Here is a 23,644-nt window from a genome sequence, read left to right as displayed (position 1 = left end):
GGCAATGTCCACGGCGCAGCTTGAAAGCCTGACGGGCACGCTGAGCTCGGTGCAGACGCAGGCGATCTCGACGGCGACCATCCAGGCGCTGGGCACGGCAGTGGCCTCGCTCACGACGTCGTCGCTCTCGACGGCGCAGGTGGCAGCGCTGACGACCGCGCAGATCGAATCGCTGACGGGCCTCAGCTCGGCCCAGACGCAGGCAATCTCGACGACGACTATTCAGGCGCTGGGCACGAACGTCGCGTCGCTGACCACGGCAATGCTCTCGACGTCGCAGATTGCCGCGATGCAGTACACGCAGATCGAAGCGTTGACCGGCATGACTACCGCGCAGACCCAGGTCCTCGCGACAAGCACGATCCAGCAGATGGGCACGGCAGTGGCGTCGCTCACCGTTGGCATGCTGTCGACGACCGAAGTCGCCGCGATGTCGACGATCCAGATCGAAGCGCTCAGCGGCCTCAACACCGCCCAGACGCAGTCGATCTCGACGGCGAACATCCAGGCGCTCGGTACCAGCGTCGCGTCGCTCACCACGAGCATGCTGTCGACGAGCCAGGTCTCTGCACTGCAGTACGCACAGGTCGCTCAGCTGGTCAATGGATTCTCGTCGAGCCAGATGGGCGCGCTGACGACGCTCCAGGCCCAGAACCTCTCGACGGCCGAACTGGCGACCGGTCTCTCGACCGGCCAGATCCAGGGGCTGTCCGTGACGGATCTGAATGCGCTGACGAGCGCTCAGGTGAGTAACCTGAACGTGGCGGCACTGACGACCACACAGATCGCGGGCCTGAACGCCACGCAGTCCGGCTACTTGACGTCTGCGCAGATCAACTCGCTGAGCACCACGCAGTTCTCCTACCTCAATCTGTAAAACAGGGGCCCAAAAGGGCCTCAAAGCTCGACATTGCCCGGCACGTGGCGTCCGTATGATGATGGACAAAATGTGCCGGGTGATGCGATTGGGCGAGTGGTGCGCCAGCCGCGCCGCTCGCTTATTTTTTTCCTTTACCTGTAACTCCTGTCACGCACGAAATGGCAAACGGCGAAGTGGTTGTCGCGGCATTGCTCCAACAGATAAACGGCGGCCAGGCTGCCGCGGCGCTGCCGGAACTGGAGCGCAGGCTCGTGCTACACCCCGAAGATCTGGGCCTCCTCACGCTGAAGGCCGAAGCCTTGCGTCTGTGTGGCCGGATTCGTGAGGCCATCGGCGCCTATCGCTACGCGGCAAAAAAGGGTGCTGGATCGCGCAACTGGCTCGTCGCGGGCACGCTGCTGGCTGGCGAGCGCGACACAGATGCGGCCCTGGAATGTCTCGAACGTGCCCGCGCCGAAGCGCCCGACGATGATACGGTCCTCGACACGCTCATCACGACGACCTTCAACGCGAACCGCTTCAAGGACGGCGTGCAGGCTGCGTACCGGCAGCTCGAAGTGAGCACCAATCCCACTTATCTGTCTCGCGCGGCGCTATTCCTGCAAAACGTCGGCAAGTTCGACGAAGCGGCGCGCGCGTTCAGGAAGCTCCTCGATCTCGCACCCGAGGACGCGACCATCGTCGGTTCCTCGCTGGTGGCGACGCGCTACACCTGCCAATGGGACACCATCGAGCCTCTGCAGCAGAAAATGCTCGCGTGGTACGCACAAGGCCACTTTGCCGCCACTCAGGAATATCCGCTTACGAACCTCACCTGGTGCGCGGACGAGGCCATCAACCTCGCGGTCACCCGCGCCTACGTGGCGCGCACAGTGCCGTCGATCGACCTGGTGCTGAGTTCGGCGCGCACTTCGCGCGCCCCCGGCGAGCGTCGCCTGCGCGTGGGCTACCTGTCGAGCGATTTCCGCAATCACGCGACCATGCACCTGATGGCGGGCCTGCTCGAATCGCATGACCGCTCGCGCTTCGAAATCTTCGCCTACGACTACACCGTGCCCGACGTCTCGGATTACCGCCAGCGCTTTCTCGATGCGGTCGAGCACCATGTGGAGATTCACGCGCTCAACGACCGCCAGGCCGCCGAGCGCATTGCCGAGGACGACCTCGACATCCTCTTCGACCTGAAGCTGTACACCGGCGGCGGACGCTCAGGCATCATGGCGTACCGGCCCGCGCGACTGCAGGCCGCTTACATCGGGTTCCCAGGGAGCGCTGGCAGTCCGCATATCGACTACATCGTCTCCGACCGCGTGGTTACGCCCGATTCAAGCGCGCCGTACTACATCGAAAAATTCTGCCGCCTGCCGCATAGCTACCAGTGCAACGACCGCAAGCGGCTGACGCCGCCGAAACCGGGACCCCGCGCGGCTTATGGAGTGCCCGAGGGCAAGATTGTTTTCGGTGCGTTCAATCAGTCGTACAAAATCGATCGCGGCAGCTTTGAGCTGTGGATGCGCGTGCTCGCGTCCGTGCCGGACGCCGTGCTCTGGCTGCTGGGACAAAGCGAGGCCCAGATGGCGAACCTCGCTCGCGCCGCGGAAAACCTGGGCATCGACCCGGCGCGAGTGATCTTCGCGCCGTTCGCTGATCCGCACGATCACCTGACGCGCCTGCAGCTCGTCGATGCCGTGCTCGACACGCTGGTCTGCAACGGTCACACGACGACCTCCGACGCCTTGTGGGCCGGTGTGCCTGTGATCACTGCACGCGGCCCGCACTTTTCTTCGCGGGTGAGTGAGAGCTTGCTCAACGCGCTGGGTGTGCCTGAACTCGTCGGCCGCGATCGTGACGACATGGTCCGGATTGCCGTGCAGATAGCCACCGACGCGGCATATCGCGCCGCCCTGCGCGCGAAGGTCGAGGCCAATCGTCTCACAGAGCCGCTGTTCGATACGCTGCGCTTTACGCGCAACTTCGAGCGCGGCATCGAAGCAATGGTGCAGAAGCAGTATGAAGGCGGCGCGCTCGAGCACGTCGACATCGTCGATGTCGGCCCCGTTGCCGCGAGCGATTCCGCTGTCTCGGAACCATCGAAGAGCACTGCGCTGCGCACGCTGTTCGGCGCCTGCCCCCTCTGCCAGAGCGTAAGCACGACGCTAGGCGCGGTCGATTGCCGCCCGCTGCCCGCATGGCGCGCGCCGTTGCCGACCGAGTTCACCTGGATGCAGTGCACCGCGCCGGCCTGTCGGCACGTGCATGCGCGATACCACTGGAGCGAGGCTGGGCGCGCGTTGCTCAAAGCCGGAACCACAGCCATTTCTGCCATCGATCCAGCGAAATGGGTGCCCGTAGTCGACAGAGTCGTGGAGGTTCTGGGCGGCTACGGCCAGGCGATCGCACGACGGGAAGCCCCGGTCTACTGGGTGGACGTGGGATGCGGTGGAGGCGGGCTCGTCATGACCGCATCGGACTACGGCTACACGGCAGTCGGCCTCGACACGAACCCCGATGCGGTCAACGCTATGCGACAGCGCGGTCTGATGGCGATGCAGCACGACTTCACGACCCTGCAGATCGAGATCGTGGTCGACGTCCTGACCATGATGGACGTCCTGCCGCAAATGACAGATCCGCGAGCGGCGCTGCGCAAGGCGTACGACGTGTTGCGCCCGGGAGGTGTGCTGGTCGTGAGCGCGACGCAGTTCAATTCGTCGGTCTGGAAGTTGCTGGAGAGCAGCAACGCGAATCCGTTCTGGCAGGAAATTGCGAATAGCCACCTGTTTAGCCGGGAGACCCTCGTGCGCCTTCTTGGCGAGTGCGGATTCGAAGTGGCGGACCTCCGAAAAACGCCCGCACAGCCTGCGCTGATGGAGCTGTACGCCATCAAGCCGTGTGGGAGCTGACCGTGCCGCTTAGGCTGGCAGCCGGAAGCCGGGCTTGCCCTTGCGCAGACCGAATCCCGTCGCATGCGAGCCTTCGGGCTTGCGGCGGATGCGTGACGCGATGGGCGTGCTCGTCGGCGGCACCCCGTTTTGGTAGTCCAACCCACCGATCCGTGGGCCGTCCAGCGTCTCGCTCACTCGATTGGAACTGACGGTGAGCTTCCTTGGGACATGAGGTGTCCTGAAGAATGCCGGGCTATGGGCCTTGGACACTTAATTGCAAACTACGAAATATCGACATGAAATTCGCCATCACCATCGTATCTCCGCCGGGATATGTCCACTCGGCAGCTTTCCATGAGATTGCCGAAACACTCCACTACGGGCTGCTAGCGCTGGGTTACGACTCTGTTCTAACGGCAGAAGGGCAATTGCCTGAGCGTCAGCACATTGTCCTCGGCGCCAACCTGCTACCGCACTATCCACTGCCACTGTCCGCCGACGCAATACTCTACAACTTCGAGCAGGTGCAACATGATTCGCTGCACTTCCCTCCAGAGATGCTCGCGATGATGCGGCGGCACACGGTTTGGGACTATAACCAACAAAATGCTACGAAACTGGCTTCGTTGGACGTGCAGGTATCTGCAATTGTCCCTGTGGGCTACGTGCCCGAACTCTCCCGTATCGAACTAGCGGCTCAACCCGATATCGACGTACTTTTTTTTGGCTCAATAAATGCGCGGCGCCAGGCAACGATCGACCAGATGCGCGCCTTGGGCCTCCGAGTCGAAACCTTGTTCGGCGTCTACGGCGCGGCTCGTGATGCAGTGATCAGCCGCGCAAAACTGGTCCTGAACGTTCATTATTACGAAGCCAAAGTACTGGAGATGCCGCGGATCGCTTATCTGCTGGCCAACCGTTGTGCCGTACTTAGCGAACACAGCGCCGATCCTGTGGAGGATGCTGCACTGGCAAACGGGGTGAAATTTGGCAGCTATGAGGAACTGCCGCAGATGGCGTTGAGCCTGGTGGTATCGCAGGACGAACGTGCACGACTCGCGGCGCAAGGCTTCGAGCTTGTTCAGTCGCGCCCGATTACGCAATATTTGAAAACCGCTCTTGAACAGGTGCTCTCTTAGAGGTACCCGGGAAACTCATGGAATCCCTTGCGATATCGATCCCCTCAACTTAATCGGTAGGCGCGCGCGACCCCGCTCCGGAACCTCGGTCACACGCTCGGATGCTGACCAGGCAGCCGAGCGCACCAAAACTGCCAGTCGGCAGCTATTTGCTCTTTATGATTGCGGCGGAAAGGGCCGGGCGCGCACCCCGGCCCAGACGCACGCGGTACCTTATTGCTGCCGTTCCGGTCACTGCACGAGTGCCCGAAACACATACTGAAGCGGCTTCGCGTCCTCAACAGCTGCGTTGGCATCGCCACCTGCCGCAGTCGCCATTGCGCGAATAACGGGCAAAAAGGCTTCGCGCTGCGGTTCGTTGAATATCCTCGCCTTGCCGGCATCAACCACGAATCCGGCGTCGCGAAACAGCTCCAACATCGTGACGCGCGTAAACCAGCGGATATGTGTCCGGTCAAACAAGCCCGAATCCTGATAGCGGAAATCGCCAATGCTCACGCGAGCTTGCAGACTCCAGTGCTGCGCATTGGGAATGCACGCAACGACACAGCCCCCGCGGTCCATTGACCCACGGATCTTCTTCAGCAGCGCCCAGGGATCGTAGAGATGCTCGAGCACGTCGCCGAAGATCCAGCAGTCGGCGTCGAAGTCCGTGCGAAACTGCTCGGCGGGCAGCTTTTCGATATTCACATCGAGCACGCGATCACAGTGCGCTCGCGCCATCTCGGCATAGGCAGGGACGATTTCCGTACCGGTGTAATGCGCTGCCGGATTCAATTTCTTGTACTCGCGCGCCAAAGCGCCAGAACTGCAGCCGACTTCCACCACACGCCTCGCGCCCAAGGGCATGAGGGCAAGCAAATCCGGGTTGTGGTTCTGGTGAACAGGGGTTTGGTCCAACGTGAACTCCGGTGATTTTCTCTTCCGATAAGTAATGCGATTGCTGCACGCCGTGCGGCGTCAGTCCCCGTATTTGCCAAGATACCGCGCGTAACCTTCGTGCCAGCTGGATGTCCCGAAGGCGCCGCCACTTTCGTGAACGACGCTCAGGGGCCAGGTTCCCATGCTCAGGCCCCTGAGTTCAGCCTGGCGGCAAAAGTCCATGTCGTAAAAATGGAACTTGAATTGTTCGTCGAATCGAAGGCCACTGCGCGCGAGTACGTCGCTGTCCGCGATGAGCAAAAGTCCATCAAGGAGCTTGCATTCCTGTCCAGCAGGCCCGAACGTCGACGCGATTTCGCACGGGAATCCCTTGCCGTGGCCAACGGTTCCGCTCAGGTACTTGCGCTCGTCCCATTGCAGATCCGGCGTGGTGAAGGCCCATGCTGGCTGCCGGGGCACGCGGCGCAGGTTGCCGGCGAGACCGACCACGTCGAAACGGGCCAGCGATTCGCGGATTCGCTCCGTCCAGAAGAAGTCGTTGAGCCAGACATCGTCGTGAACGAATACGAGGATAGCCGGGCGCTGCTTCGCCTCATCGATCGCGGTGTTGTAGATGCTGGACAGCCCACGCGTGTTGCTGTCGAACAGTTGGAGTTCGACGTTGGGCAGATGCGCGTAAAGTTTCAGCGAGCGGCCAAGTGCCGTTTCATTCGAGAACTGTTCACGGTTACGACGGGTGCCGCAGACGATACGGATGGGTTTCGCCGCGAGGGGTATGTTGGCCACGGCGTCGATTGATGTAATCGATCCGGCAGAGGGGGCGATGTGAGTCTGCGCCTCGCGAGCCTCGGCCATGACTTGCTTCGCAGCGACGTCTTGCGGCTGCGCGAAGATTTCAAAATGCTCGGGCGCAAGCCCGTCGCACCAGCGCTGCCACATGGTGCGCAGCGCACGTGAAGCGGCGTCGGCGATCGTGCTCGCGCTGATAATGGGCGATTGCATGCAGTGCTGGCGCAGTTCGCGGCGTACCGTAGCGAGTGCGTCCAGATCGTTGGCCAGCGCCGCGCACTTGCGCACGAAGTCGTCTTTGTCGCGCGCGACGAATGCCTCGTCGAGCCCGAGGTGCGAGAGCCACCCCGTGCTGCCGCGGCTCGCCATCGAAACGCCGGGGAGCGTCATGGTGGGCACGCCCATCCAGAGGGCGTGCATGGTCGTGGTCGAACCGGCGAAGGGGAACGCGTCGAGACATACGTCGACCTGCTGATGCTGTTGCATATAGCCATCGATCCCCTTGCGCTGCATGAAACTGATGCGGCTCACGTCGATCGCTTCGCGCACGAACAGTTCGGCCAGCCTGTTCATTTGCTCTATCGACGTAATCGCGCCTATGAGCATGCGCGAATTCGGTATCTCGCGCAGCACGCGCGCCCAAAGCGCCACCACTTCCGGCCCGATCTTCACGAGGCGGCTGAAGCTGCCGAACGTCACGAAGCCGTTCTTCAAGGCAGGCAGCTCGTTTACCTCGGGCGCCTGCGCGTACGGCTTGAATGGCGCAAGCGCAGGCAGGAACACGAGCTTTTCCGTGAAACGGCCGGCGAACTCTTCGAGCGGCGTGACGAAGCGGTCCGATATGTAATAGTCGATTGACGTCATCCCGGTCGTGGCCGGATTGCCGATCCAGCTCACCTGAACCGGCGCGGGCCTGTGCGCGAAGGCCACGAGACGGTTGCGGCCGGTATGGCCGGACAGATCGATGAGGATATCGATGCCGTCATCCCGGATCTTTTGCGCGACCGCTTTGTCAGTCATGCCGAAGACCTCGTGCCAACTGTGCGCGTGTTCCCGGATCTGTTTGGTGAAGGCGTCGGTGACCGAGTAGTTCGAGTAAACGTGAACTGACAGGCTCGTGTCGCGCGCCAGGTGCTCCACGACCGACTGGAAGAAATAGGCGACCGGGTGATTGATCAGGTCGCCCGAAACGAAGCCGATCCGCAGGCGCCGCGACGGGTCGCGGTCATTGGTATGCTGCGTCCAGTGGCCGCGCAGGGGGGCTTCCTGGCGCTTGCCGAACTCGCTGAACTCGGCGAACGCCCCTGGCGCATCGAGATCGGTCTTGTGCATCAGGCAGAACAGCAGGTTGCTGTGAGTTGCCGCCTGCATTGGTGCGAGTTCCAGCGCACGCCGGAAGGTGCTTTCCGCTTCGGTGTACTGGCCGTCTTCGGACAGCGCGTTAGCAAGCGCGTCGAGTTCAAGAGCGTTGTCCGGCGCCAGTTCTACGGCGCGCCGCATATGGGCGATGCCCTCGGTGGCCCGGCCCGATACCTGCAGGGCCGCCCCCAGAGTGCGATTCAATGCCGCACTATCGGGATGCTTTTCGAGCGCCTGGCGGCAGTGCGCTATGGCTCGGTGGGCTTGGCGCGTGATATGTAGCGCGTCAGCCAGCATCGTTTGGGCGGCGAGATCGCGGGGCAGCAGGGTGGTGGCACGCTCGGCTGTGTCCACTGACTCCGCATACTTGCCTGCGCGTTGCAGGGCGTGCGTTAGCGCAACCCAGCATTCGCCATGCGACGGGTTTTGCTCCGTCAAACGACGTGCGAATTTCAGCGCCGCCTCGTTTTTTCCGCTATTGAAAAGTTGGGCAAACTCGCGGAACTCCGCGGTGCTTGCCCGGCGCGGATCGTCCTTCACTGCGGGCGTGTCCGGCGCTTCCTGTTTCTGCTTCTCTTCTGTCGACGCTGCCACCGGAGAAGCTTCGGACGAGGGTTGGGGCTCTGTCTGGCCGTCCTGCCGGGGCAAGCGCGCGGTCAAGGTATCGATGGCGTCCTTCGGAAGACCGCATTGCCGAGCCAGGTCGAGTGAGACTCGCGCGGCTTCGAACTGCTTGCTGGCTGTAAGGGCGTTGAAGTAGTAGACCCAGAGCTGATGGAAGTTCGGCGTGTGGCCGAGCACAGATTCGAAATGCGGTACGGCTTCGGCTGGCCGGTCCGTTTGCATGTACAGCACGCCAAGGTGGTAGTTGGCGTCGACATGATCGCCATCCGCGCCGAGAACCGCGGTGTAGAGCGCGGCTGCATCGTCGTATTCCCGGTTGCGATGATGTTCGATCGCGGTCTGCATGACCAACTCGATGTCTTGTCCCATTTGCGATTCGGGGACTGGCGCGGTGGTCTCGGTCGGAGTTAGGAGAGCAGTCATGACGATGGCGTGCTTGCGCCGCAAGTAGCAGGAGTCTGGCAATTATCTGTGGCGCTCCCTCGCGGCGAATCGTCGAGGTAACGTCAAAACGGCCGCCAATTCGAGGGCGAGCAAGGGGCGGGAAGGAGGCCTGAGTGGTCAGCCGTTGCTGCCAGACGCCCGCGCAACGCAGGCGCGCAAAGAAAAGCCCGCACAAGGCGGGCCGAGCTACGCGAATGCGCCCCGCAAGGCGCAATTGTTGGCGTTATTCCTGCACGGGGGGCGAAGTCCGGACTTCAGAACTGCGCAATGCGTTGATATTGGTTGACGTTGCGAGTCGCCTGGATGGCCGTCCGGTATTCGGCGCTCAACGCGGATTGCGCCGACTCTGCCTCCGCAGCGATGCGCATGTCGATCGCGTGCACCTGCCTGAGGACGTCGAGCGCCGCGTCGGTTTGTTTCGCGGGCAGCGACATGAGAAGAGGCGAGCGCTCGCTCGCGAGCTCGGCGGCCCTTTCCCAATCGCCGACGGCCGCGGCCTGCTCGATGTCTTTCGTGATCTGCCAGATGCGATCGATGGGCGCGGGGATGTCCATGTCGTTTCTCCTGCCGGATGCGCTTAGCTCTTGTTGGTCGCCAGCGCGCCGGCGCTATTCGAGCCACCGAAGAGCTGCGTGAGGTACTGCTGGTTGTTGTTCATCGTCGCCATCAGCGTGTTGAGCGCGGTGAACTGCGCGGTGTACATGCTGGTGAGCTGCGTCTGATAGTTGGCGAGATTCGACTTCTGTGTCGAGAGGTTCGTCAGATCGGTGTTGATCGCGTTGGTACGCGTCGTGATGACGCCCGTGCTGGACGTGTAGCTCGTAATGTTCGTGTTCAACTGCGCGGCAATGCCGTTGGTCGAATTGAACAGTGCGGCTACGGTCGACTGATTATTCTGCAGTGCGGTGCTCAGCGTGGTGTTATCGACCGCGAGCGAGCCGTCCGAATTCAGCGTGATGCCGATCGCCGCGAGGCTCGTCGTGGTGTTGCCGCTCTTCACGCCCGTTGCCACGATCGTGGCGAGCTGATTCTGGATCAGGTTCAGCGTGGAGTCGCCGAGCAGCACGCCCTGCGACTTTGAAGTCGAGCTGAACGAGGTGAGCGCGGCCATCGTCGTCACCAGCGTGTTGTACAGCGTGACGAAATTGTTGATGGCTGACGATTCGGCGCTCGTGTTCTGCGCGACCGTGAGCGTTTGTGCGCCGCTACCCGTGGTCGACGTATCGACGGCCGCTGCCGTGAGGTTCAGCGTGACACCCGACAAGGCGGAGGTCACGGTGTTGTTCGAGCTGGTGGCGCCCGTGCCGTCGATCGTGAAATAGGCGTCCTGAGCGGCCGTGGACTGTGTCCACGTGGTCGTGCTGGAGATCGTCGACTGGTTCGCGGCGAGGTTGGCAGACGTCGCGCTCGCGCTCGTGATCGCCGTGCCCGCCGTCGTCGTCACGGCCAGGCTGTTCAACGCGTCGCCGGAATTCGAGTCGCTGATCGCGATGCTGATGCCGTTCGCCGAACCGGTCGAGGTCGAGTGCAGCACGAGGTGCGCACCATCGGCGCCATTGACGACCGTTGCGGTCACACCGGGATTGTTGGTGGCCGAATTGATCGCCGATGCGATGCCAGCAACGGTGCTATTCGTGCTGTTGAGCGAGATGGTGGTGCTCGCGCCGTTGACGGTCAGCGTCATCGTTGAGGAGCCCGAAGCGAGCGCCTGGGTTGCGGTGAAGCCCGTCGAGGTCAGCACCTGGGCTTGCGCTATCTGCTTCACGTCAAGGGAATACGACCCTGCCGCTGCGCCGCTGCCTGCGGTGGCCGTAATGCCGGTGCCGCTGGTCGTCGCCGTGTAGGCGTTGAGGGTCGTGCCGTTGGAGAGCGGCGCGAGGCCTGCCTGAAGCGCGGAAAGTGCGGCGGAGAGCGCGCCGTACGCGGAAATTTCCGTGTTGTCCTGGGTCTGCTGAGCGCTGATCGTGGCGGCCTGGCCGGCGATCTTGGCGTTGACGAGCGCCGTGACGAGGGAGGTCACATCCATCGACGAGTTGCCCGTCGAGCCGCTGACGATCGACTGGGCAGCTTGCTGCAGAGCGGCGTTGCTCGCGGCGGTTTGGGCTGCAACGGTACTCGCGATCGTGCTGGCTGTCGAACTGGTTACGGTGGACATGAAGGGGCTCCGTGCGTCGGCGTTGCAGTGTGAATCGGTTCAGGTCTGGAAAACGCCAATCGGGAGGCGCTCCTCCCGATTGGCTTGCATTGCGTGCGCCGGGTATGGCGGCCGGGCACGCAACGCCTGGCTACTGAAGCTTGTTACTGCAGGAGCTTCAGGATCTGCTGCGGTTGCGAGTTCGCTTGTGCGAGCACCGAGATACCGGCTTGCTGCAGCACTTGCGCCTTGCTCAGGTTCGCCGTTTCTGCCGCGAAGTTGGCGTCCTGGATCGACGACTGTGCGGTCGACAGGTCGGTCGACTGAGCTTGCTGCGTCGTGCCGATTGCCGTGAAGCGGTTTTGCGCTGCGCCAAGCGTTGCTTGCAGGTTGTTCAGCGTAGTCAGCGCGTTGTCGATCGACTCCATGGCCATGCTGGCGCCGCTTGCCGTGCTGATGTCGACGCTTGCAACCGTCGTCGGCACGTTGTAGGCGTTGACCTGAGCCTCCATAGCGGTCGCAGCGGCGGAACCTGCCGAGCCCGCGTCCGTGATGACGGTGGCGGCCGTGAGCGTGACCGCCGTGCCCGAACCCTGGAAGCCGTTGCCGTTCGTGCTGGCGGCGCCCGTGGCGGTGAACAGCGTGGTGACCGCGCCGTTGCTCAGTGCCTGGTTGTTCTGGTCCGTGAAGGTGTAGCCGCCGCTGCCGTCGGAGACCACATTGATCGACGTGACGGTTGCTGCCGAGGCGGCGACCGAAGCGCCCGTCGAATCCAGGGTCAGGCCCGTGAACGTGCCGACCGTGTTGCCAGCTTGCGGCACGCCGCTACCGATCGAAGCCGCCGACATGTTTTGCGTGAGGTTCAGGCTGATCGTCTGGCCGACGTTCGCGCCAACCTGGAACGACACCGTGCCGAGCGTGCCGTTCAGCACGTTCATGCCGTTGTACGTCGTTTGCGATGCGACACGGTTGATTTCCGAAACTTGCTGGCTGACTTCCTGCTGCAGTGCTGCGCGGTCGTTGCTGGTCATCGAGCCGTTGGCCGCTTGCGTGGCGAGCTGGCGGATACGCTGCAGGCTGTTCGTCAGCGACGACAGACCGCTCGATGCCGTCTGGACCAGCGAAACGCCATCGTTCGAGTTCGACACACCCTGGTTCAGACCGTTGATCTGGGTCTGCATGATGTTCGAGATCGCGAGGCCTGCCGCATCGTCAGCTGCGCTGTTGATGCGCTTACCCGACGACAGACGCGTGATCGCTTGCGACAGCGCGCTACCCGAGCCCGTCAGGTTCTGTTGCGCGACGAGCGAGTTGATGTTGCTGTTGATTCCGAGCATGGAAATTCTCCTAAGCGGGCTGTGAGCCCGTTACAAGCCACTATGGCCGCGGCGGAAGCAATCTTTCATTGCTGGCCGCCTCAGTGAAGGTTGTCGGCGTCGGTAAAAAAAACTTGAGGGGACGCACCAACAATCGAGACCTCATTTGCGCGGTGCATAAAACGCCCCCCGCAGAATGCTCCCCGCCTTTCTTGCACCTGCGACTGCGTAATGCCGTTTGCAAGCGTGTTTACGGCAGCCCGTGCTTGCGGTTTAGCGGTGCACCTCGGCCGGCGCGCACGGCGGTCCGTATGGCCCGCTGCATCCCGGCGCGCGGCGGCGTATCCTCAACGGTTCCCGCTCGCCCTTTACAGGAGGTCCCATGGAACTGCGCAGGATCGGCACTTCGTCATTGCAGGTCGCCCCGCTCATGTTCGGCGGCAACGTCTTCGGCTGGACCGCCGATGAAGCCACCTCGTTCTCGATCCTCGACGCCTTCACCGACGCCGGCCTGAACTTCATCGATACGGCGGATGTCTACTCCGCCTGGGTGCCCGGCAACCACGGAGGCGAATCCGAGACGATCATCGGCAAGTGGATCGCGAAGAGCGGCAAGCGCGACAAGGTGGTGATCGCAACGAAGGTCGCGAAGGACTCGCGCCGTCCCGGCCTGTCCGCCGCAAACATCGCGGCCGCCGTGGAAGATTCGCTGCGCCGCCTGCAGACCGATTACATCGACGTCTACTTCTCGCACGAAGACGACCAGAAGGTGCCGCTCGAGGAAACGCTCGGTGCGTACCAGCGCCTGATCGAGGCCGGCAAGGTGCGGGTGATCGGCGCGTCGAATTACACGGGCGCGCGCATCGAAGAAGCGCTGGCGGTTGCGAAGCGGTCGGGGTTGCCCGCGTATCAGATCATCCAACCCGAGTACAACCTGTACGACCGCGCACCCTACGAGGCCGATATCGAGCCGGTCGCGATGGCCCAGAGGCTCGCGGTCGTGCCCTATTACAGCCTGGCGAGCGGCTTTCTTTCGGGCAAGTACCGGTCGCGGGAGGATCTTTCGAAGAGCGCGCGCGGTTCGCGCGTGGAAAAGTACCTCGATCATCGCGGCATTCGCATTCTCGCGGCCCTCGACTACGTGGCCGAGCGCCACGGCAGTTCGCTCGCCGCGGTGGCGCTCGCCTGGTTGATCGCGCGCCCGAGCATCACGGCACCGATCGCAAGCGCGACTTCGCTCGACCAACTGGAGAGTCTCGCGGCGGCTGTGCGGCTGAAGCTCGATCCAGCCGACATACAGGCGCTAAACGACGCGAGCGCCTGAGGGCGGGCCTCGCCGGACAGGCGCGAAAGCGCGATTCATCCAGGTGTCCTAAGCGACAGTGCGGCGACAAGGCGGGCGCGCAGGCCGCGGCCCGCCGCGCAAGTCACTGAGTAGAATCAAGAAAGTATGGCTTGGCGGATTTTTTCCTGATATCATTGAGAGTGAATTGAGATCTTTGCCTGTTTTGTTGCCGTGTTCGTTACTGTTGGCGGCCGCAAACCGGCGGTCAGGTGTGTTGCAGCAAGGTCAACCTGATCGCGTTCCGCTGTGAACCCCCTACTTCTCTTTTCCGGCCTCCGTGGCCGCCTTGCCTCTCGTTCAGCCCCAGCGTGGCGAACGACCGGAGGGCCGGCGCGCGAGCAGTTTCGACGCTCGCGCCTTTGAACCGTATTAAGCGATTTGAGTTAGGAAATACATGACGACGATTCTTCTGAAGGAAAACGAGCCGTTCGAAGTGGCCATTCGCCGCTTCCGCCGTGCAATCGAAAAGAACGGCCTGATCGCCGAGCTGCGTGAGCGTCAAGCTTACGAAAAGCCGACGGCCGTTCGCAAGCGCAAGAAGGCAGCTGCTGTGAAGCGTCTGCACAAGCGCCTGCGCAGCCAGATGCTGCCGAAGAAGCTCCACTAAGCTTTTTCGCTTTTCGGTGTTCCGCCAGACGGCGGCGCATGCTTCGCAAGAAGCTGCGCCGCCGTTTGCGTTTGCGCGTCATCCGCGTGCGTTTGCGTGCGCCGGATCCAGTCAGGCGGCGTCTCGCATGCTCGCCCCCATTCCCACACGCCAAAGACGCCGTGGACATTCTGCAGACAGCTCAGCAGGTTGACCGTGGCCAAATCGTAGACGTCGATATGGGCGCGCAGCAGCGCCTTTTTCAGCATGTATCTGACCGCACCGTTCGCTATGCTCAGGCGCGGCGCTTTTTCTTGCCCTGCGCCGCGCAAGCCGCGCGGCACATGCAGTCGCGCTCGTGGTCGTTGACCATGCCGACGGCCTGCATGAACGCATAACAGATCGTCGTGCCAACGAATTTGCAGCCGTATTTTTTGAGCGCCTTGCTCAGGGCATCCGAGACCTCAGTGGAGGCCGGCGCATCGCGATACGACGCCCAGTCGTTCTGGATGGGCGTGTCGTTCACGAACGACCAGACGAAGGTTGCGAGCGAGCCATGCTCGGCCTGGATCTGCTGCACGGCGCGCGCGTTGGCGATGGCGGCCTCGATCTTGGCGCGGTTGCGCACGATCGACGCATCCTGCAACAGCGTTTCCACGTGCCTGGGCGTGAAGCGTGCGACCCTGGCGACGTCGAAGTTGGCGAAAGCGCGGCGGTAGCCTTCGCGCTTGTTGAGTATCGTGGACCACGAAAGTCCGGCCTGTGCGCCTTCGAGCACGAGCATTTCGAACAGATGCTGGTCGTCCCGCGATGGCACGCCCCACTCTTCGTCGTGATATTGCACATACTGCGGCGACGCGCCCGCCGATACCCAGTTGCAGCGGTGTTCCACGTTGAATTCTCCTTCCGGGACGTTTTTCAGGCCACGCAAGCATAGCGCAACGGTGCCTCGCCACCACCCTGGCCAGATGGCCGATTGTGCGAACACAGGGAAGCCGTTAGTCTCTGCGGCACGACATCAATTCCGGCGTTCGGACCGGGTTCGAGGGCGCGCCAAGCGCGGCAGACATCATGCAGAAATACACCTGGTTGATCGGCGTGGACGGCGGTGGCACGGGCACACGCGTCGCGCTCGGCGACGTGAACGGTATCGAACTGGCGCGCGCCGCTGCGGGCCCATCGGGCCTCGGGCTCGGCATCGAGCGCGCCTGGCGGTCGATCGAGGAAGGCTGCTGCGCTGCGTTTGCGCAAGCGGGCCTTGTGTTCGACTGGTCGCATTGCGTGCTTGGCTGCGGGCTCGCCGGTGTGAACAACCCCGAGTGGCTCGCGGCGTTTCGTGCCGCGAAGCCGCCGGTGGCAGGTCTCGCGGTGGAAAGCGACGCGTACACGACGCTGCTCGGCGCGCATGGCGGGGCGCCTGGCGTGGTGGTCGCCTTGGGCACGGGCAGCATCGCCGCGGCGCTCGGTGAGGACGGGCAGTGCCGCATCGCAGGTGGTTTTGGCTTTCCCTCGGGCGATGAAGCCAGCGGCGCGTGGTTCGGCCTGCGCGCCATCGTCTGGGCGCAGCAGGCGCTCGATGGGCGCGCCGCGATGGACGACTTCGCGCGTGCGCTGCTCGCCCAGGCGCGCGCAACCGATCGCGAGAGCCTCATCGTGTGGCAGTCCGCGGCTAACCAGACAGCTTATGCGAGCCTCGCGCCGGTCGTGCTGGCGCATCGTGAGCATCCGTTTGCCGCGAAGCTGCTGGCCGAGGCCGGTCTGGAGATTTCGAAGCTCATTGCCGCGCTCGATCCAGCGGCCAGCCTGCCGGCGGCGCTCTCGGGCGGTCTTGGGCAGCCGCTGCGCGAATGGGTGCCGCAGGCGGTGCGCGATCGTCTGCGCGCCCCGCTCGCCGATTCCACAACGGGCGCGCTGCGGCTCGCGCAACAGGAAGCGCGCCGGCTGCAAGGCGCCGCCGCGGGCAACTAGCAAGGCGTGCACGGTGGCGGTTTTGCGGCCCCTGTGCGCCTCGCTAAGGGGCGAAAGTGCACGGGTGCGCCAGCCCGCACGGCACGTAGATCAAAGGCATGGGCCGGCGGCAAATGCTACGATTGCCCGTTTCCCGCTAGCTGTCCGATCACCATGTACAAGGTCATTGCAACCGATCTCGACGGAACGCTCCTCAACAGCGACCATCAGGTCGATCCGTTTACGGTTGCCACGCTGGGCGCGCTCGACGCGCAGGGCCTGCCGTTCGTGATCGCAACCGGCCGCCACTATTGCGACGTCGCCGGCATTCGCGACGTGCTGGGCATCCGGCCGTATCTGATCACGTCGAACGGCGCGCGCGTGCACGCCCCCGACGACACACTTGTGCACGCCAGCGATCTGTCCGCCCCCCTGGTCGAGCGTCTGGTTGCTGCCGACACCGTGGGCGAGCACGGCCGCGTGATCGTGAGCCTCTTTACCGACGATGCCTGGCTCATCGACCGCGACGCTCCCGAACTGCTCGCCTATCACCAGGACTCCGGCTTCGAGTACCAGGTGGTGGATCTGCGCGCCCACGCTGGCGCCGGCATCGCCAAGGCGCTCTATATCGGCGACCCGGACGATCTCGCGCACGTCGCTCGCAATCTCGCGCGCGAGTTTGGCGACGCGCTCTATGTCACGTACTCGCTGCCCGATTGTCTCGAGGTGATGGTGGCCGGTGTTTCCAAGGGGCGCGCGCTGCGCGTCGTGCTCGACCGCCTCGGGTTGGAGGCGGCGAATTGCGTCGCGTTCGGCGACAACATGAACGACATCGATCTGCTGGAAACGGCGGGCTATCCGTTCATGATGAACAACGCCAACCCCGATCTCATCAAGCGGCTACCGTCGGTGCCACGCATCGGCAATAACTTCGAGGCCGGCGTCGCGCACCATCTGCGCAAGCTCTTTACGATCAACGACGAAATCGCTTCGTAATCCAGACTGGCGCGATCCCGGTGGCGGACGTCGCGTTCGCCGGCGGTGACTTCTTTGACGATTGCAGCTGAACGTTACTGCGCTTCAGGCAGTTGCGCGCATGGACAGTCGTCCACTCGTCCATCGAGCCCTTCGCGCTCGTGCGAAAAACGCGCGCGTGCGGTGTTGCCGGTCCAGTCGATCCGCACTACATAAATGCTGTCGAAGTCCGCGCTTTCCCAGCGCGGCACGTCGTTCGCCTGGCCGCCATGCTCGACGACGACGCGTCGCACGAGTGCCTCGATCTCCCGATGCTCCCAGGCGACGAGGACGGTGCGTCCGCGCCATTGCGGAGCGACGAGGGTTGTCTGCAGCGCGTCGGTCTGCGAATAGCCGTACGGGGTCTGGATGGGCATGCCGAACTGGATCGCGGTCGGCTCGATGGTGGCAAGCGGGCGCACGTAGTAGTACGGGTGGCCGTTGTCGTCCTTCTGCTCGGCAGGATTGGGCGCGTAGATGGCGTCGGGCTTGCCGTACCTGGCCGCGATCACGGCCGGCAGCGCGAGCGCGCGGTTCAGCCCCTTGCAGCTGAGCTGCCCGAGTCCTTCCGGCGGCTTTTCTCCGTGCCTCACGAATACGAGCGTCTCGATGTTGCGCACATCGTGCGCAGCTTGCAAGCTGGCCGCGCCGTTCTCGCTCGTTTGCGCTGTGCCACCAGCGCCGCTGGGGGCGCCGGCCTGTGGCAGCGGCGCGCAGGCAGCGAGCATTGCGCTCAGACCTGCGGCGAGCGTAGGGGCGAGCCGGTACGGCCGGGATCGTGAGCGCTTCATGCTGGGCGGGTGCTCCGAAGGATGGTCGCCCGATTCTAGCAGCGCAGCCGCCATGGTCTTGCCCACCGGTGCACGCGCCGCAGCAACGCGAACGGGCACCTGAGCGCCCGTTCGCGTTGCTGCGGCATGGCTGGGTCGCGGCGCCGCCTTGCGCCGTGTCGAACCGTCAGGCCGTCTCGCGCGCCGCCACGGCCGTGATCGCCTCGCGCCGCCCCGCCACCGCCGGATAGACGATGCCCGCGATCACCGCCCCGACGATCGGCGCCACCCAGAACAGCCAGAGCTGCGCGATCGCCTCGCCGCCTACGAAGAGCGCGGGACCGGTCGAGCGGGCCGGGTTGACCGAGGTATTGGTGACGGGAATCGAGATCAGGTGAATCAGCGTGAGGCACAGGCCGATGGCGATCGGCGCGAAGCCGGCAGGCGCGCGCTTGTCGGTAGCACCGAGAATGACGAACAGGAAGAACGCCGTCATGACGACCTCGCACACGAACGCGGCACCCATGGCGTAGTGGCCCGGCGAGTGCTCGCCGTAGCCGTTGGTCGCGAAGCCGCTCGCGGCGACGTCGAAGCCAGGGTTGCCCGTGGCGATCAGCGCGAGCACGAACGCGCCGATAACCGCGCCCACCACCTGCGCGGCGATATAGGGCAACAGGTCGCGCGCCGGGAAGCGGCCGGCCACGGTGAGGCCCACGCTCACGGCCGGGTTCAGATGGCAGCCCGAAATGTGGCCGATCGCGAAGGCCATGGTTAGCACCGTCAGGCCGAACGCGAGCGACACGCCCACGAAACCGATGCCGAGACCGTGAGCCGGGCCGGCGAAGTTCGCGGCAAGGACGGCGCTGCCGCAGCCGCCCAGGACGAGCCAGAACGTGCCGATCAGCTCGGCAATGAGTCGTTTGGATAAGTGCACTGTATGACACCTCGAAAGGTCGATTTTTGAACGAGCCGCGAAAAGCACCGGCATCCGGAAATGCCAGATTCTAGGCAGTCGCACTTTTGGGCGGTGTCAAGGATTGTCAATTTTGACGTAATTGATCGAATTATTGCGATAGGTGTACGCGCGAAAACATGCGTCAAGCCGGTGAAGGTTAAATTGAGATATAACGTGATAAAGAAGTATTAGTAGCGATTGCGAATTTCGTTATTTGCGTCTAATCTCCATTCGAGTTGGTTTAACGCGCACGAAGGGGGAAAGCAATGTCGCAATATTCAGAACTAAAGGCGCAGATCGCAAAACTCCAGGCTCAGGCCGAAGAGGCGCGCCGCGCGGAGATCGCGGACGTCATCGCCACGATCAAGGAAAGAATCGCAGAGTACGGCCTCTCCGCCCACGATCTCGGCTTTGCCGAGGCCGCGCGCCGCGGTCGTCCGCCGAAGAAGGCACCGCTGCCTCCGCGCTATCAGGATCCGAAGAGCGGCGCGACATGGAGCGGGCGCGGCAAGCCGCCAAAATGGATCGCCGGCAAGAATCGCGAGCGCTATCTGATTGCCTGACGCACGCTCGCGCGGGCTACCACTTCGCTCCCGCACCGCGTCATCGCAAACGTAATAAGAGAGCCGCATGGGATCATGCGGCTCTTTTTCTGCATATCGCGAAATGCAACGTTCATTGGCGCTATTCGAACCCAGGCAAACGATTCACGCCGTCAATTTGTCTGCATTTATCCCAAAATTGTGCAATGCGCGGTACTCAGCCACCCGCCGCCACACGGCGCAGTACCGGACGCTGCGCGGCCTCGATGAGCGCGGTATAAGTGTCGACGTAATTGCTGGCCATGATGTGCGATGTGAATCGGCGTTCGAACTGCTGGCGAATCGCTTCGCGCGATAACGAATCGATATTCTGAAGCGCGGCCACGGCGCCTTGCACGTCCTCGACGACGTGGCCCGTGATGCCCGGATCGATCACTTCCGGCACCGAGCCGCGATTGAAGGCGATCACCGGGGTGCCGCACGCCATCGCCTCGATCATGACGAGCCCGAACGGCTCGGACCAGTCGATCGGAAAGAGCAGCGCTTTCGCGCCCGAAAGGAACGCAGGCTTCTGCGCTTCGTTGATCTCGCCGATGAATTCGACATGCGCCTCTGAAAGCAGCGGCTCGATCTCCGTCCTGAAGTAGTCCTGGTCGGCCTTGTCGACCTTCGCGGCGATTTTCAGCGGCAGGCCCGAGAGCGCGGCGATCCTGATCGCCGTGTCCACGCGCTTTTCCGGGCAGATCCGGCCAAGGAACGCCAGGTACTCGGGCTTGCGGTCGGCTTGCGGGGTGAGCAGGTCCTGTGGCAGGCCGTGATAGATCGTGTTCTGCCATGCGGCGTGCGGCAGGGGCTGGCGCTGCGAATCCGAAATCGAGATCACGGGTGCGGTAGGGAACTGCTCGAACACCGGCTGCAGTTCGGGAAGATCGAGGCGGCCATGCAGCGTCGTGACGAACGGCGTGTCCATGTTCGAGAAGAGCGGGAACGGCAGATAGTCGAGGTGAAAATGCAGCACGTCGAACTCGTGTGCGACGCGGCGCACGCGCTCGAGCAGCACCATATGAGGCGCGAGGGCGTCGCGAATCGTCGGGTCGAGGCGCAGGGCCCGCGGCCAGGCGGCATCGAGTTTGGCGGACGTGACTGAATCGCCGCTCGCGAACAGCGTCACCTCGTGGCCCAGCTCGACCAGCGCTTCGGTCAGATACGAGACGACCCGCTCTGTCCCGCCATAAAGCTTCGGCGGGACCGCTTCATAAAGTGGCGCAATTTGTGCGATTCGCATTGTTCGATCTCCTGGGCAAAAGGCCGCGTGCAACGAATGCGAGTGATGCGGCACTGCGGCGGAATTGCGGGTTTCGGGTTATCCCTGACTCGATTATGGTCATGCCGCCCGGCCTGATACACGCGGTTTTGCAAACGCTTAATGTTGTTACAGCGGGAAACAGCGGGTGTAAAAGGGCATTGCAAAACGTGACGCGCCATGGGCGCACCCCGCAAGGCTCATGCCCGAAGCGGCCGTCCGCGCTCGCGAGCGAAGGGCGCAGGCGCGCGAATGTGACGCGCCAATGAAAGGCGTATCATCCGCGCATCTTTCGAGCGGCCCTATGCGGCTGACATGGCGCGCGCCCCTTCCCGCCGCCGCTCCGCTCTCGTTGTCAGAGAAATTCCTACACGCTTGCGAAACTTTTTCCCGCAACGCGTCGCGGCATCCGTCCGATTTCTATTTGTTCGCGCCCCGGCCACAATGCGATCACGACCATAAACAGGCCGTTCGGCTGCGTTTGTACTGCGGCCGAACGAGCAAACGTTTTCCATAGGCGGACTGACCAGCCGCCGCGTTTTGATTCGGGGGAATCCATGAGCGCGACGACGCACAGCGACATGCTCAATGAGATCAAGGAAGTGAACCTGTCGTACCTGTTGCTCGCGCAACGTCTCTTGCGCGAAGACAGGCCGACGGGGATGTTCCGCATGGGCATTTCGGAGCAGTCCGCCGAGGTGCTTGCCAACCTCTCTTTCGCACAGACCGTACGCCTTGCCGCATCGAACCAGCTGCTTTGCCGCTTCCGGTTCGACGACCACGCCATTCTCAGCGCGCTCGCCGACAAGGGCAAAACCGCGCTGACCCACTCGGCGATCATCATGGCGGGCCAGGACGTCGAGCAAATCGGCTGAACCTGCCCGCGCCGCCGCGCGCGGCAGCATTGCAACGGACGTCCCGAGGGGCGCGCCGGCGGCGATGTGCATTCCTTTGCGGCTTCCAACGGGTGTCTATGGCGACAAAGAGTGTGGTGCGGGAGGTAAAGGAGATCGCGCTGGCGATCGAACTCATCGAACTGGGGGCGCGGCTGCAACTGCTCGAGGCGGAGACCTCGCTCTCGCGCGACCGGCTCATCCGGCTTTACAAGGAAGTGAAGGGCGAGTCGCCACCGAAGGGCATGCTGCCGTTCTCGACCGACTGGTTCATGACCTGGCAGCCCAACGTTCATTCCTCGCTGTTCTACAACACGTTCGTGTTCATGTGCCGCCATGCGCGCTGCGAGCCGATTCACGCCATCGTGAAGAGCTACCGTCTCTATCTCGAGCACCTGCGGGTGCACGACGAGACGCCCGCTTTGAGCCTCACGCGTGCCTGGACGCTCGTGCGCTACTTCACCTCGGGCCTCCTGCAGATGACACCCTGCACCCGCTGCGGCGGCCACTATGTGGCCCACGCGCACGACCCGCAGCGCGGTTTCGTCTGTGGACTGTGCCAGCCGCCTTCTCGGGCGGGCCGCACGCGCCGCAGCGCGCTCGCGTCGGGGATCGCCGCTTGACGCGAGCCCCCGGGGGCCGTCGGGGGCGCGCACCCGGATAAACCCGGCCCAGCCCCGGATGCGGCGCGGCGTCGCGCCGCCCGCAAGCGGGAAACGGCACCGCGCAGGTGCCCGGCGGGACCCAGAAAAAGCCCGTAGAGCCTTATCGGGCAGGGGTTTGAAATCAGGCCCCAGATTCCTGCTGCACGTCGGCCGGCGGCAGGCGACCCGCGTCCGGCGAGCGGACGCTCCAAGGCCGCTTCGCGGCCATCCCATCCCAAAGTTTTTCGCGCCGTTGCCGTAAACCCAGCTAAGGGCGCGGGCCGACGGCGGTTCGCGGCGCATTTCTAGTGAGGACCCCGCTGTGCTGATCATCGTTGGAACACTCGTGACGATCTTTTGCGTCTTCGGCGGCTATGCGCTCGAGGGTGGCCATCTGGGCGCCCTGATGCAGCCGATGGAGTTGCTCATGATCGGCGGTGCTGGCGTCGGCGCGTTCATCCTCGGCAACGGCATCAAGACCATCAAGGCCACGCTGCGCGTCCTCCCGACGCTCTTCAAGGGCGCCAAGTACAACAAGGACGTGTACATGGAGCTGCTCGCGCTGCTCTATGTCCTGCTCGCGAAGGCGCGCAAGGAAGGCACGCTCACGCTCGAAGCCGATATCGACGATCCGCAGAAGAGCCCGATCTTCACGCAGTACCCCAAGATCCTGGCCGATCACCACATCGTCGAATTCCTCACCGACTACCTGCGGCTCATGGTGGGCGGCAACATGAATGCTTTCGAAATCGAAAGTCTTATGGACGAGGAAATCGAAACGCACCACGCCGAAGGCGAAGCGCCCGCGCATGCGCTCGCGAAGGTGGGCGACGCCATGCCGGCGTTCGGTATCGTCGCGGCGGTCATGGGCGTGGTGCACACCATGGCTTCGGCCGACAAGCCGCCCGCGATCCTCGGCGAGATGATCGCCCAGGCGCTGGTGGGCACGTTCCTCGGCATTCTGCTTTCGTACGGCCTCATCGGCCCGCTCTCGAGCCTCGCCGAGCAGCGCGTGACCGAGTCGACCAAGATGTTCCAGTGCATCAAGGTGACGATCCTCGCGAGCCTGAACGGCTACGCGCCGGCCATCGCCGTGGAGTTCGGCCGCAAGGTGCTGTTCTCGACCGAGCGTCCGTCGTTCACGGAGCTCGAAGAGCACGTGCGCCGCGTGAAGGCGAAGTAAGGAACGGGCC

General features: G+C 63.4%; 21 protein-coding genes and 1 pseudogene. 11 read left to right on the top strand and 11 right to left on the bottom strand.

Going from position 1 to position 23,644, the window contains the following annotated elements; translation table 11 throughout:
• Both VSR34_RS33695 and VSR34_RS33690 read left to right on the top strand, forming a co-directional pair.
• Window positions 1-877: pseudogene (locus tag VSR34_RS33695) on the top strand (heme utilization protein); the annotation flags it as partial.
• 161 nt (window positions 878-1,038) lie between these two features.
• Window positions 1,039-3,783 (top strand): methyltransferase domain-containing protein, encoded by a 2,745-nt coding sequence (locus tag VSR34_RS33690; protein ID WP_342964685.1) that lies wholly within the window; start codon window positions 1,039-1,041, stop codon window positions 3,781-3,783.
• A 9-nt stretch (window positions 3,784-3,792) separates the two neighbouring features.
• Here the strand turns inward: VSR34_RS33690 and VSR34_RS33685 are convergent, their stop codons facing one another.
• Window positions 3,793-3,924, bottom strand: coding sequence for a hypothetical protein (locus tag VSR34_RS33685; protein WP_342964684.1), 132 nt, complete (start codon window positions 3,922-3,924; stop codon window positions 3,793-3,795).
• Between the two features lie 137 nt (window positions 3,925-4,061).
• Between VSR34_RS33685 and VSR34_RS33680 the strand changes: the two genes are divergently transcribed.
• Window positions 4,062-4,904, top strand: a complete 843-nt coding sequence (locus VSR34_RS33680) for a hypothetical protein (RefSeq protein ID WP_342964683.1) — start codon at window positions 4,062-4,064, stop codon at window positions 4,902-4,904.
• A gap of 231 nt (window positions 4,905-5,135) precedes the next feature.
• Here the strand turns inward: VSR34_RS33680 and VSR34_RS33675 are convergent, their stop codons facing one another.
• The 5 genes from VSR34_RS33675 to VSR34_RS33655 all read right to left on the bottom strand — a co-directional run bounded on the left by VSR34_RS33675 (window position 5,136) and on the right by VSR34_RS33655 (window position 12,473).
• A complete protein-coding gene (locus VSR34_RS33675) occupies window positions 5,136-5,804 on the bottom strand; it encodes a class I SAM-dependent methyltransferase (RefSeq protein ID WP_342964682.1) in 669 nt (222 codons plus the stop codon).
• A 60-nt stretch (window positions 5,805-5,864) separates the two neighbouring features.
• Window positions 5,865-8,903, bottom strand: a complete 3,039-nt coding sequence (locus VSR34_RS33670; RefSeq protein WP_342964681.1) for a tetratricopeptide repeat protein — start codon at window positions 8,901-8,903, stop codon at window positions 5,865-5,867.
• A gap of 353 nt (window positions 8,904-9,256) precedes the next feature.
• Entirely contained in the window at window positions 9,257-9,556 is a 300-nt protein-coding gene (fliT, locus tag VSR34_RS33665) for a flagellar protein FliT (RefSeq protein ID WP_342964680.1), read from the bottom strand.
• 23 nt (window positions 9,557-9,579) lie between these two features.
• On the bottom strand, window positions 9,580-11,157 hold the full coding sequence (gene fliD, locus VSR34_RS33660; RefSeq protein WP_342964679.1) for a flagellar filament capping protein FliD: 1,578 nt from the start codon (window positions 11,155-11,157) through the stop codon (window positions 9,580-9,582).
• A gap of 143 nt (window positions 11,158-11,300) precedes the next feature.
• Entirely contained in the window at window positions 11,301-12,473 is a 1,173-nt protein-coding gene (locus VSR34_RS33655) for a flagellin (protein WP_342964678.1), read from the bottom strand.
• A 361-nt stretch (window positions 12,474-12,834) separates the two neighbouring features.
• Here VSR34_RS33655 and VSR34_RS33650 point away from each other — a divergent pair, with 361 nt between their 5' ends.
• Window positions 12,835-13,776: an aldo/keto reductase gene (locus VSR34_RS33650; protein WP_028212000.1), complete on the top strand. Its 942-nt coding sequence runs from the start codon at window positions 12,835-12,837 to the stop codon at window positions 13,774-13,776.
• Window positions 13,777-14,191: 415 nt separating this feature from the next.
• Window positions 14,192-14,404: a 30S ribosomal protein S21 gene (gene rpsU, locus VSR34_RS33645; RefSeq protein ID WP_004198205.1), complete on the top strand. Its 213-nt coding sequence runs from the start codon at window positions 14,192-14,194 to the stop codon at window positions 14,402-14,404.
• On the opposite strand, the gene VSR34_RS33640 is transcribed toward rpsU, so the two are convergent.
• The gene (locus VSR34_RS33640; protein WP_342964686.1) at window positions 14,401-14,652 is read right to left on the bottom strand and encodes a hypothetical protein; all 252 of its coding nucleotides are present in this window, start codon (window positions 14,650-14,652) and stop codon (window positions 14,401-14,403) included. The two genes, rpsU and VSR34_RS33640, sit on opposite strands and share 4 nt — an antisense overlap.
• Before the next feature lie 26 nt (window positions 14,653-14,678).
• The gene (locus tag VSR34_RS33635) at window positions 14,679-15,275 is read right to left on the bottom strand and encodes a DNA-3-methyladenine glycosylase I (RefSeq protein WP_028212001.1); all 597 of its coding nucleotides are present in this window, start codon (window positions 15,273-15,275) and stop codon (window positions 14,679-14,681) included.
• 179 nt (window positions 15,276-15,454) lie between these two features.
• Here VSR34_RS33635 and VSR34_RS33630 point away from each other — a divergent pair, with 179 nt between their 5' ends.
• Window positions 15,455-16,351, top strand: coding sequence for a BadF/BadG/BcrA/BcrD ATPase family protein (locus VSR34_RS33630; RefSeq protein ID WP_342964677.1), 897 nt, complete (start codon window positions 15,455-15,457; stop codon window positions 16,349-16,351).
• 153 nt (window positions 16,352-16,504) lie between these two features.
• Window positions 16,505-17,326: a Cof-type HAD-IIB family hydrolase gene (locus VSR34_RS33625; protein WP_028231353.1), complete on the top strand. Its 822-nt coding sequence runs from the start codon at window positions 16,505-16,507 to the stop codon at window positions 17,324-17,326.
• A gap of 74 nt (window positions 17,327-17,400) precedes the next feature.
• Here the strand turns inward: VSR34_RS33625 and VSR34_RS33620 are convergent, their stop codons facing one another.
• Together VSR34_RS33620 and aqpZ are read right to left on the bottom strand one after the other, a co-directional pair.
• Window positions 17,401-18,234, bottom strand: coding sequence for a histidine phosphatase family protein (locus VSR34_RS33620; protein WP_342964676.1), 834 nt, complete (start codon window positions 18,232-18,234; stop codon window positions 17,401-17,403).
• Window positions 18,235-18,301: 67 nt separating this feature from the next.
• Complete coding sequence (aqpZ, locus tag VSR34_RS33615; protein WP_028212004.1) at window positions 18,302-19,048, bottom strand: aquaporin Z; 747 nt, start codon at window positions 19,046-19,048, stop codon at window positions 18,302-18,304.
• Window positions 19,049-19,335: 287 nt separating this feature from the next.
• Here aqpZ and VSR34_RS33610 point away from each other — a divergent pair, with 287 nt between their 5' ends.
• Window positions 19,336-19,632, top strand: coding sequence for an H-NS histone family protein (locus tag VSR34_RS33610; protein ID WP_028212005.1), 297 nt, complete (start codon window positions 19,336-19,338; stop codon window positions 19,630-19,632).
• A 196-nt stretch (window positions 19,633-19,828) separates the two neighbouring features.
• On the opposite strand, the gene VSR34_RS33605 is transcribed toward VSR34_RS33610, so the two are convergent.
• Window positions 19,829-20,896 (bottom strand): glycosyltransferase family 4 protein, encoded by a 1,068-nt coding sequence (locus VSR34_RS33605; RefSeq protein ID WP_342964675.1) that lies wholly within the window; start codon window positions 20,894-20,896, stop codon window positions 19,829-19,831.
• 575 nt (window positions 20,897-21,471) lie between these two features.
• Here VSR34_RS33605 and flhD point away from each other — a divergent pair.
• The 3 genes from flhD (at window position 21,472) to motA (ending at window position 23,634) form a co-directional block, all read left to right on the top strand.
• On the top strand, window positions 21,472-21,789 hold the full coding sequence (flhD, locus tag VSR34_RS33600; RefSeq protein ID WP_028212007.1) for a flagellar transcriptional regulator FlhD: 318 nt from the start codon (window positions 21,472-21,474) through the stop codon (window positions 21,787-21,789).
• Between the two features lie 98 nt (window positions 21,790-21,887).
• The gene (flhC, locus tag VSR34_RS33595) at window positions 21,888-22,430 is read left to right on the top strand and encodes a flagellar transcriptional regulator FlhC (protein ID WP_028212008.1); all 543 of its coding nucleotides are present in this window, start codon (window positions 21,888-21,890) and stop codon (window positions 22,428-22,430) included.
• A 343-nt stretch (window positions 22,431-22,773) separates the two neighbouring features.
• Window positions 22,774-23,634: a flagellar motor stator protein MotA gene (gene motA / locus VSR34_RS33590; RefSeq protein WP_028212009.1), complete on the top strand. Its 861-nt coding sequence runs from the start codon at window positions 22,774-22,776 to the stop codon at window positions 23,632-23,634.
• The last annotated feature ends 10 nt before the right edge of the window (window positions 23,635-23,644 follow it).

It is taken from the genome of Paraburkholderia sp. JHI2823, assembly GCF_038900695.1.
In the GTDB taxonomy this organism is placed as follows: domain Bacteria; phylum Pseudomonadota; class Gammaproteobacteria; order Burkholderiales; family Burkholderiaceae; genus Paraburkholderia; species Paraburkholderia mimosarum.
The sequence above is the reverse complement of the archived record's forward strand: the minus strand, read 5'-3'. Positions and strand labels throughout refer to the sequence as shown.

What these genes read in the sequence shown, in the direction of transcription:
- VSR34_RS33690 (WP_342964685.1), top strand. Translation starts at nt 1,039, where the DNA reads ATGGCAAACGGCGAAGTGGTTGTCGCGGCATTGCTCCAACAGATAAAC.
- VSR34_RS33680 (WP_342964683.1), top strand. Translation starts at nt 4,062, where the DNA reads ATGAAATTCGCCATCACCATCGTATCTCCGCCGGGATATGTCCACTCG.
- VSR34_RS33670 (WP_342964681.1), bottom strand. Translation starts at nt 8,903, where the DNA reads ATGCAGACCGCGATCGAACATCATCGCAACCGGGAATACGACGATGCA.
- fliT (WP_342964680.1), bottom strand. Translation starts at nt 9,556, where the DNA reads ATGGACATCCCCGCGCCCATCGATCGCATCTGGCAGATCACGAAAGAC.
- fliD (WP_342964679.1), bottom strand. Translation starts at nt 11,157, where the DNA reads ATGTCCACCGTAACCAGTTCGACAGCCAGCACGATCGCGAGTACCGTT.
- VSR34_RS33655 (WP_342964678.1), bottom strand. Translation starts at nt 12,473, where the DNA reads ATGCTCGGAATCAACAGCAACATCAACTCGCTCGTCGCGCAACAGAAC.
- VSR34_RS33650 (WP_028212000.1), top strand. Translation starts at nt 12,835, where the DNA reads ATGGAACTGCGCAGGATCGGCACTTCGTCATTGCAGGTCGCCCCGCTC.
- rpsU (WP_004198205.1), top strand. Translation starts at nt 14,192, where the DNA reads ATGACGACGATTCTTCTGAAGGAAAACGAGCCGTTCGAAGTGGCCATT.
- VSR34_RS33640 (WP_342964686.1), bottom strand. Translation starts at nt 14,652, where the DNA reads ATGCTGAAAAAGGCGCTGCTGCGCGCCCATATCGACGTCTACGATTTG.
- VSR34_RS33630 (WP_342964677.1), top strand. Translation starts at nt 15,455, where the DNA reads ATGCAGAAATACACCTGGTTGATCGGCGTGGACGGCGGTGGCACGGGC.
- VSR34_RS33625 (WP_028231353.1), top strand. Translation starts at nt 16,505, where the DNA reads ATGTACAAGGTCATTGCAACCGATCTCGACGGAACGCTCCTCAACAGC.
- VSR34_RS33610 (WP_028212005.1), top strand. Translation starts at nt 19,336, where the DNA reads ATGTCGCAATATTCAGAACTAAAGGCGCAGATCGCAAAACTCCAGGCT.
- VSR34_RS33605 (WP_342964675.1), bottom strand. Translation starts at nt 20,896, where the DNA reads ATGCGAATCGCACAAATTGCGCCACTTTATGAAGCGGTCCCGCCGAAG.
- flhD (WP_028212007.1), top strand. Translation starts at nt 21,472, where the DNA reads ATGAGCGCGACGACGCACAGCGACATGCTCAATGAGATCAAGGAAGTG.
- flhC (WP_028212008.1), top strand. Translation starts at nt 21,888, where the DNA reads ATGGCGACAAAGAGTGTGGTGCGGGAGGTAAAGGAGATCGCGCTGGCG.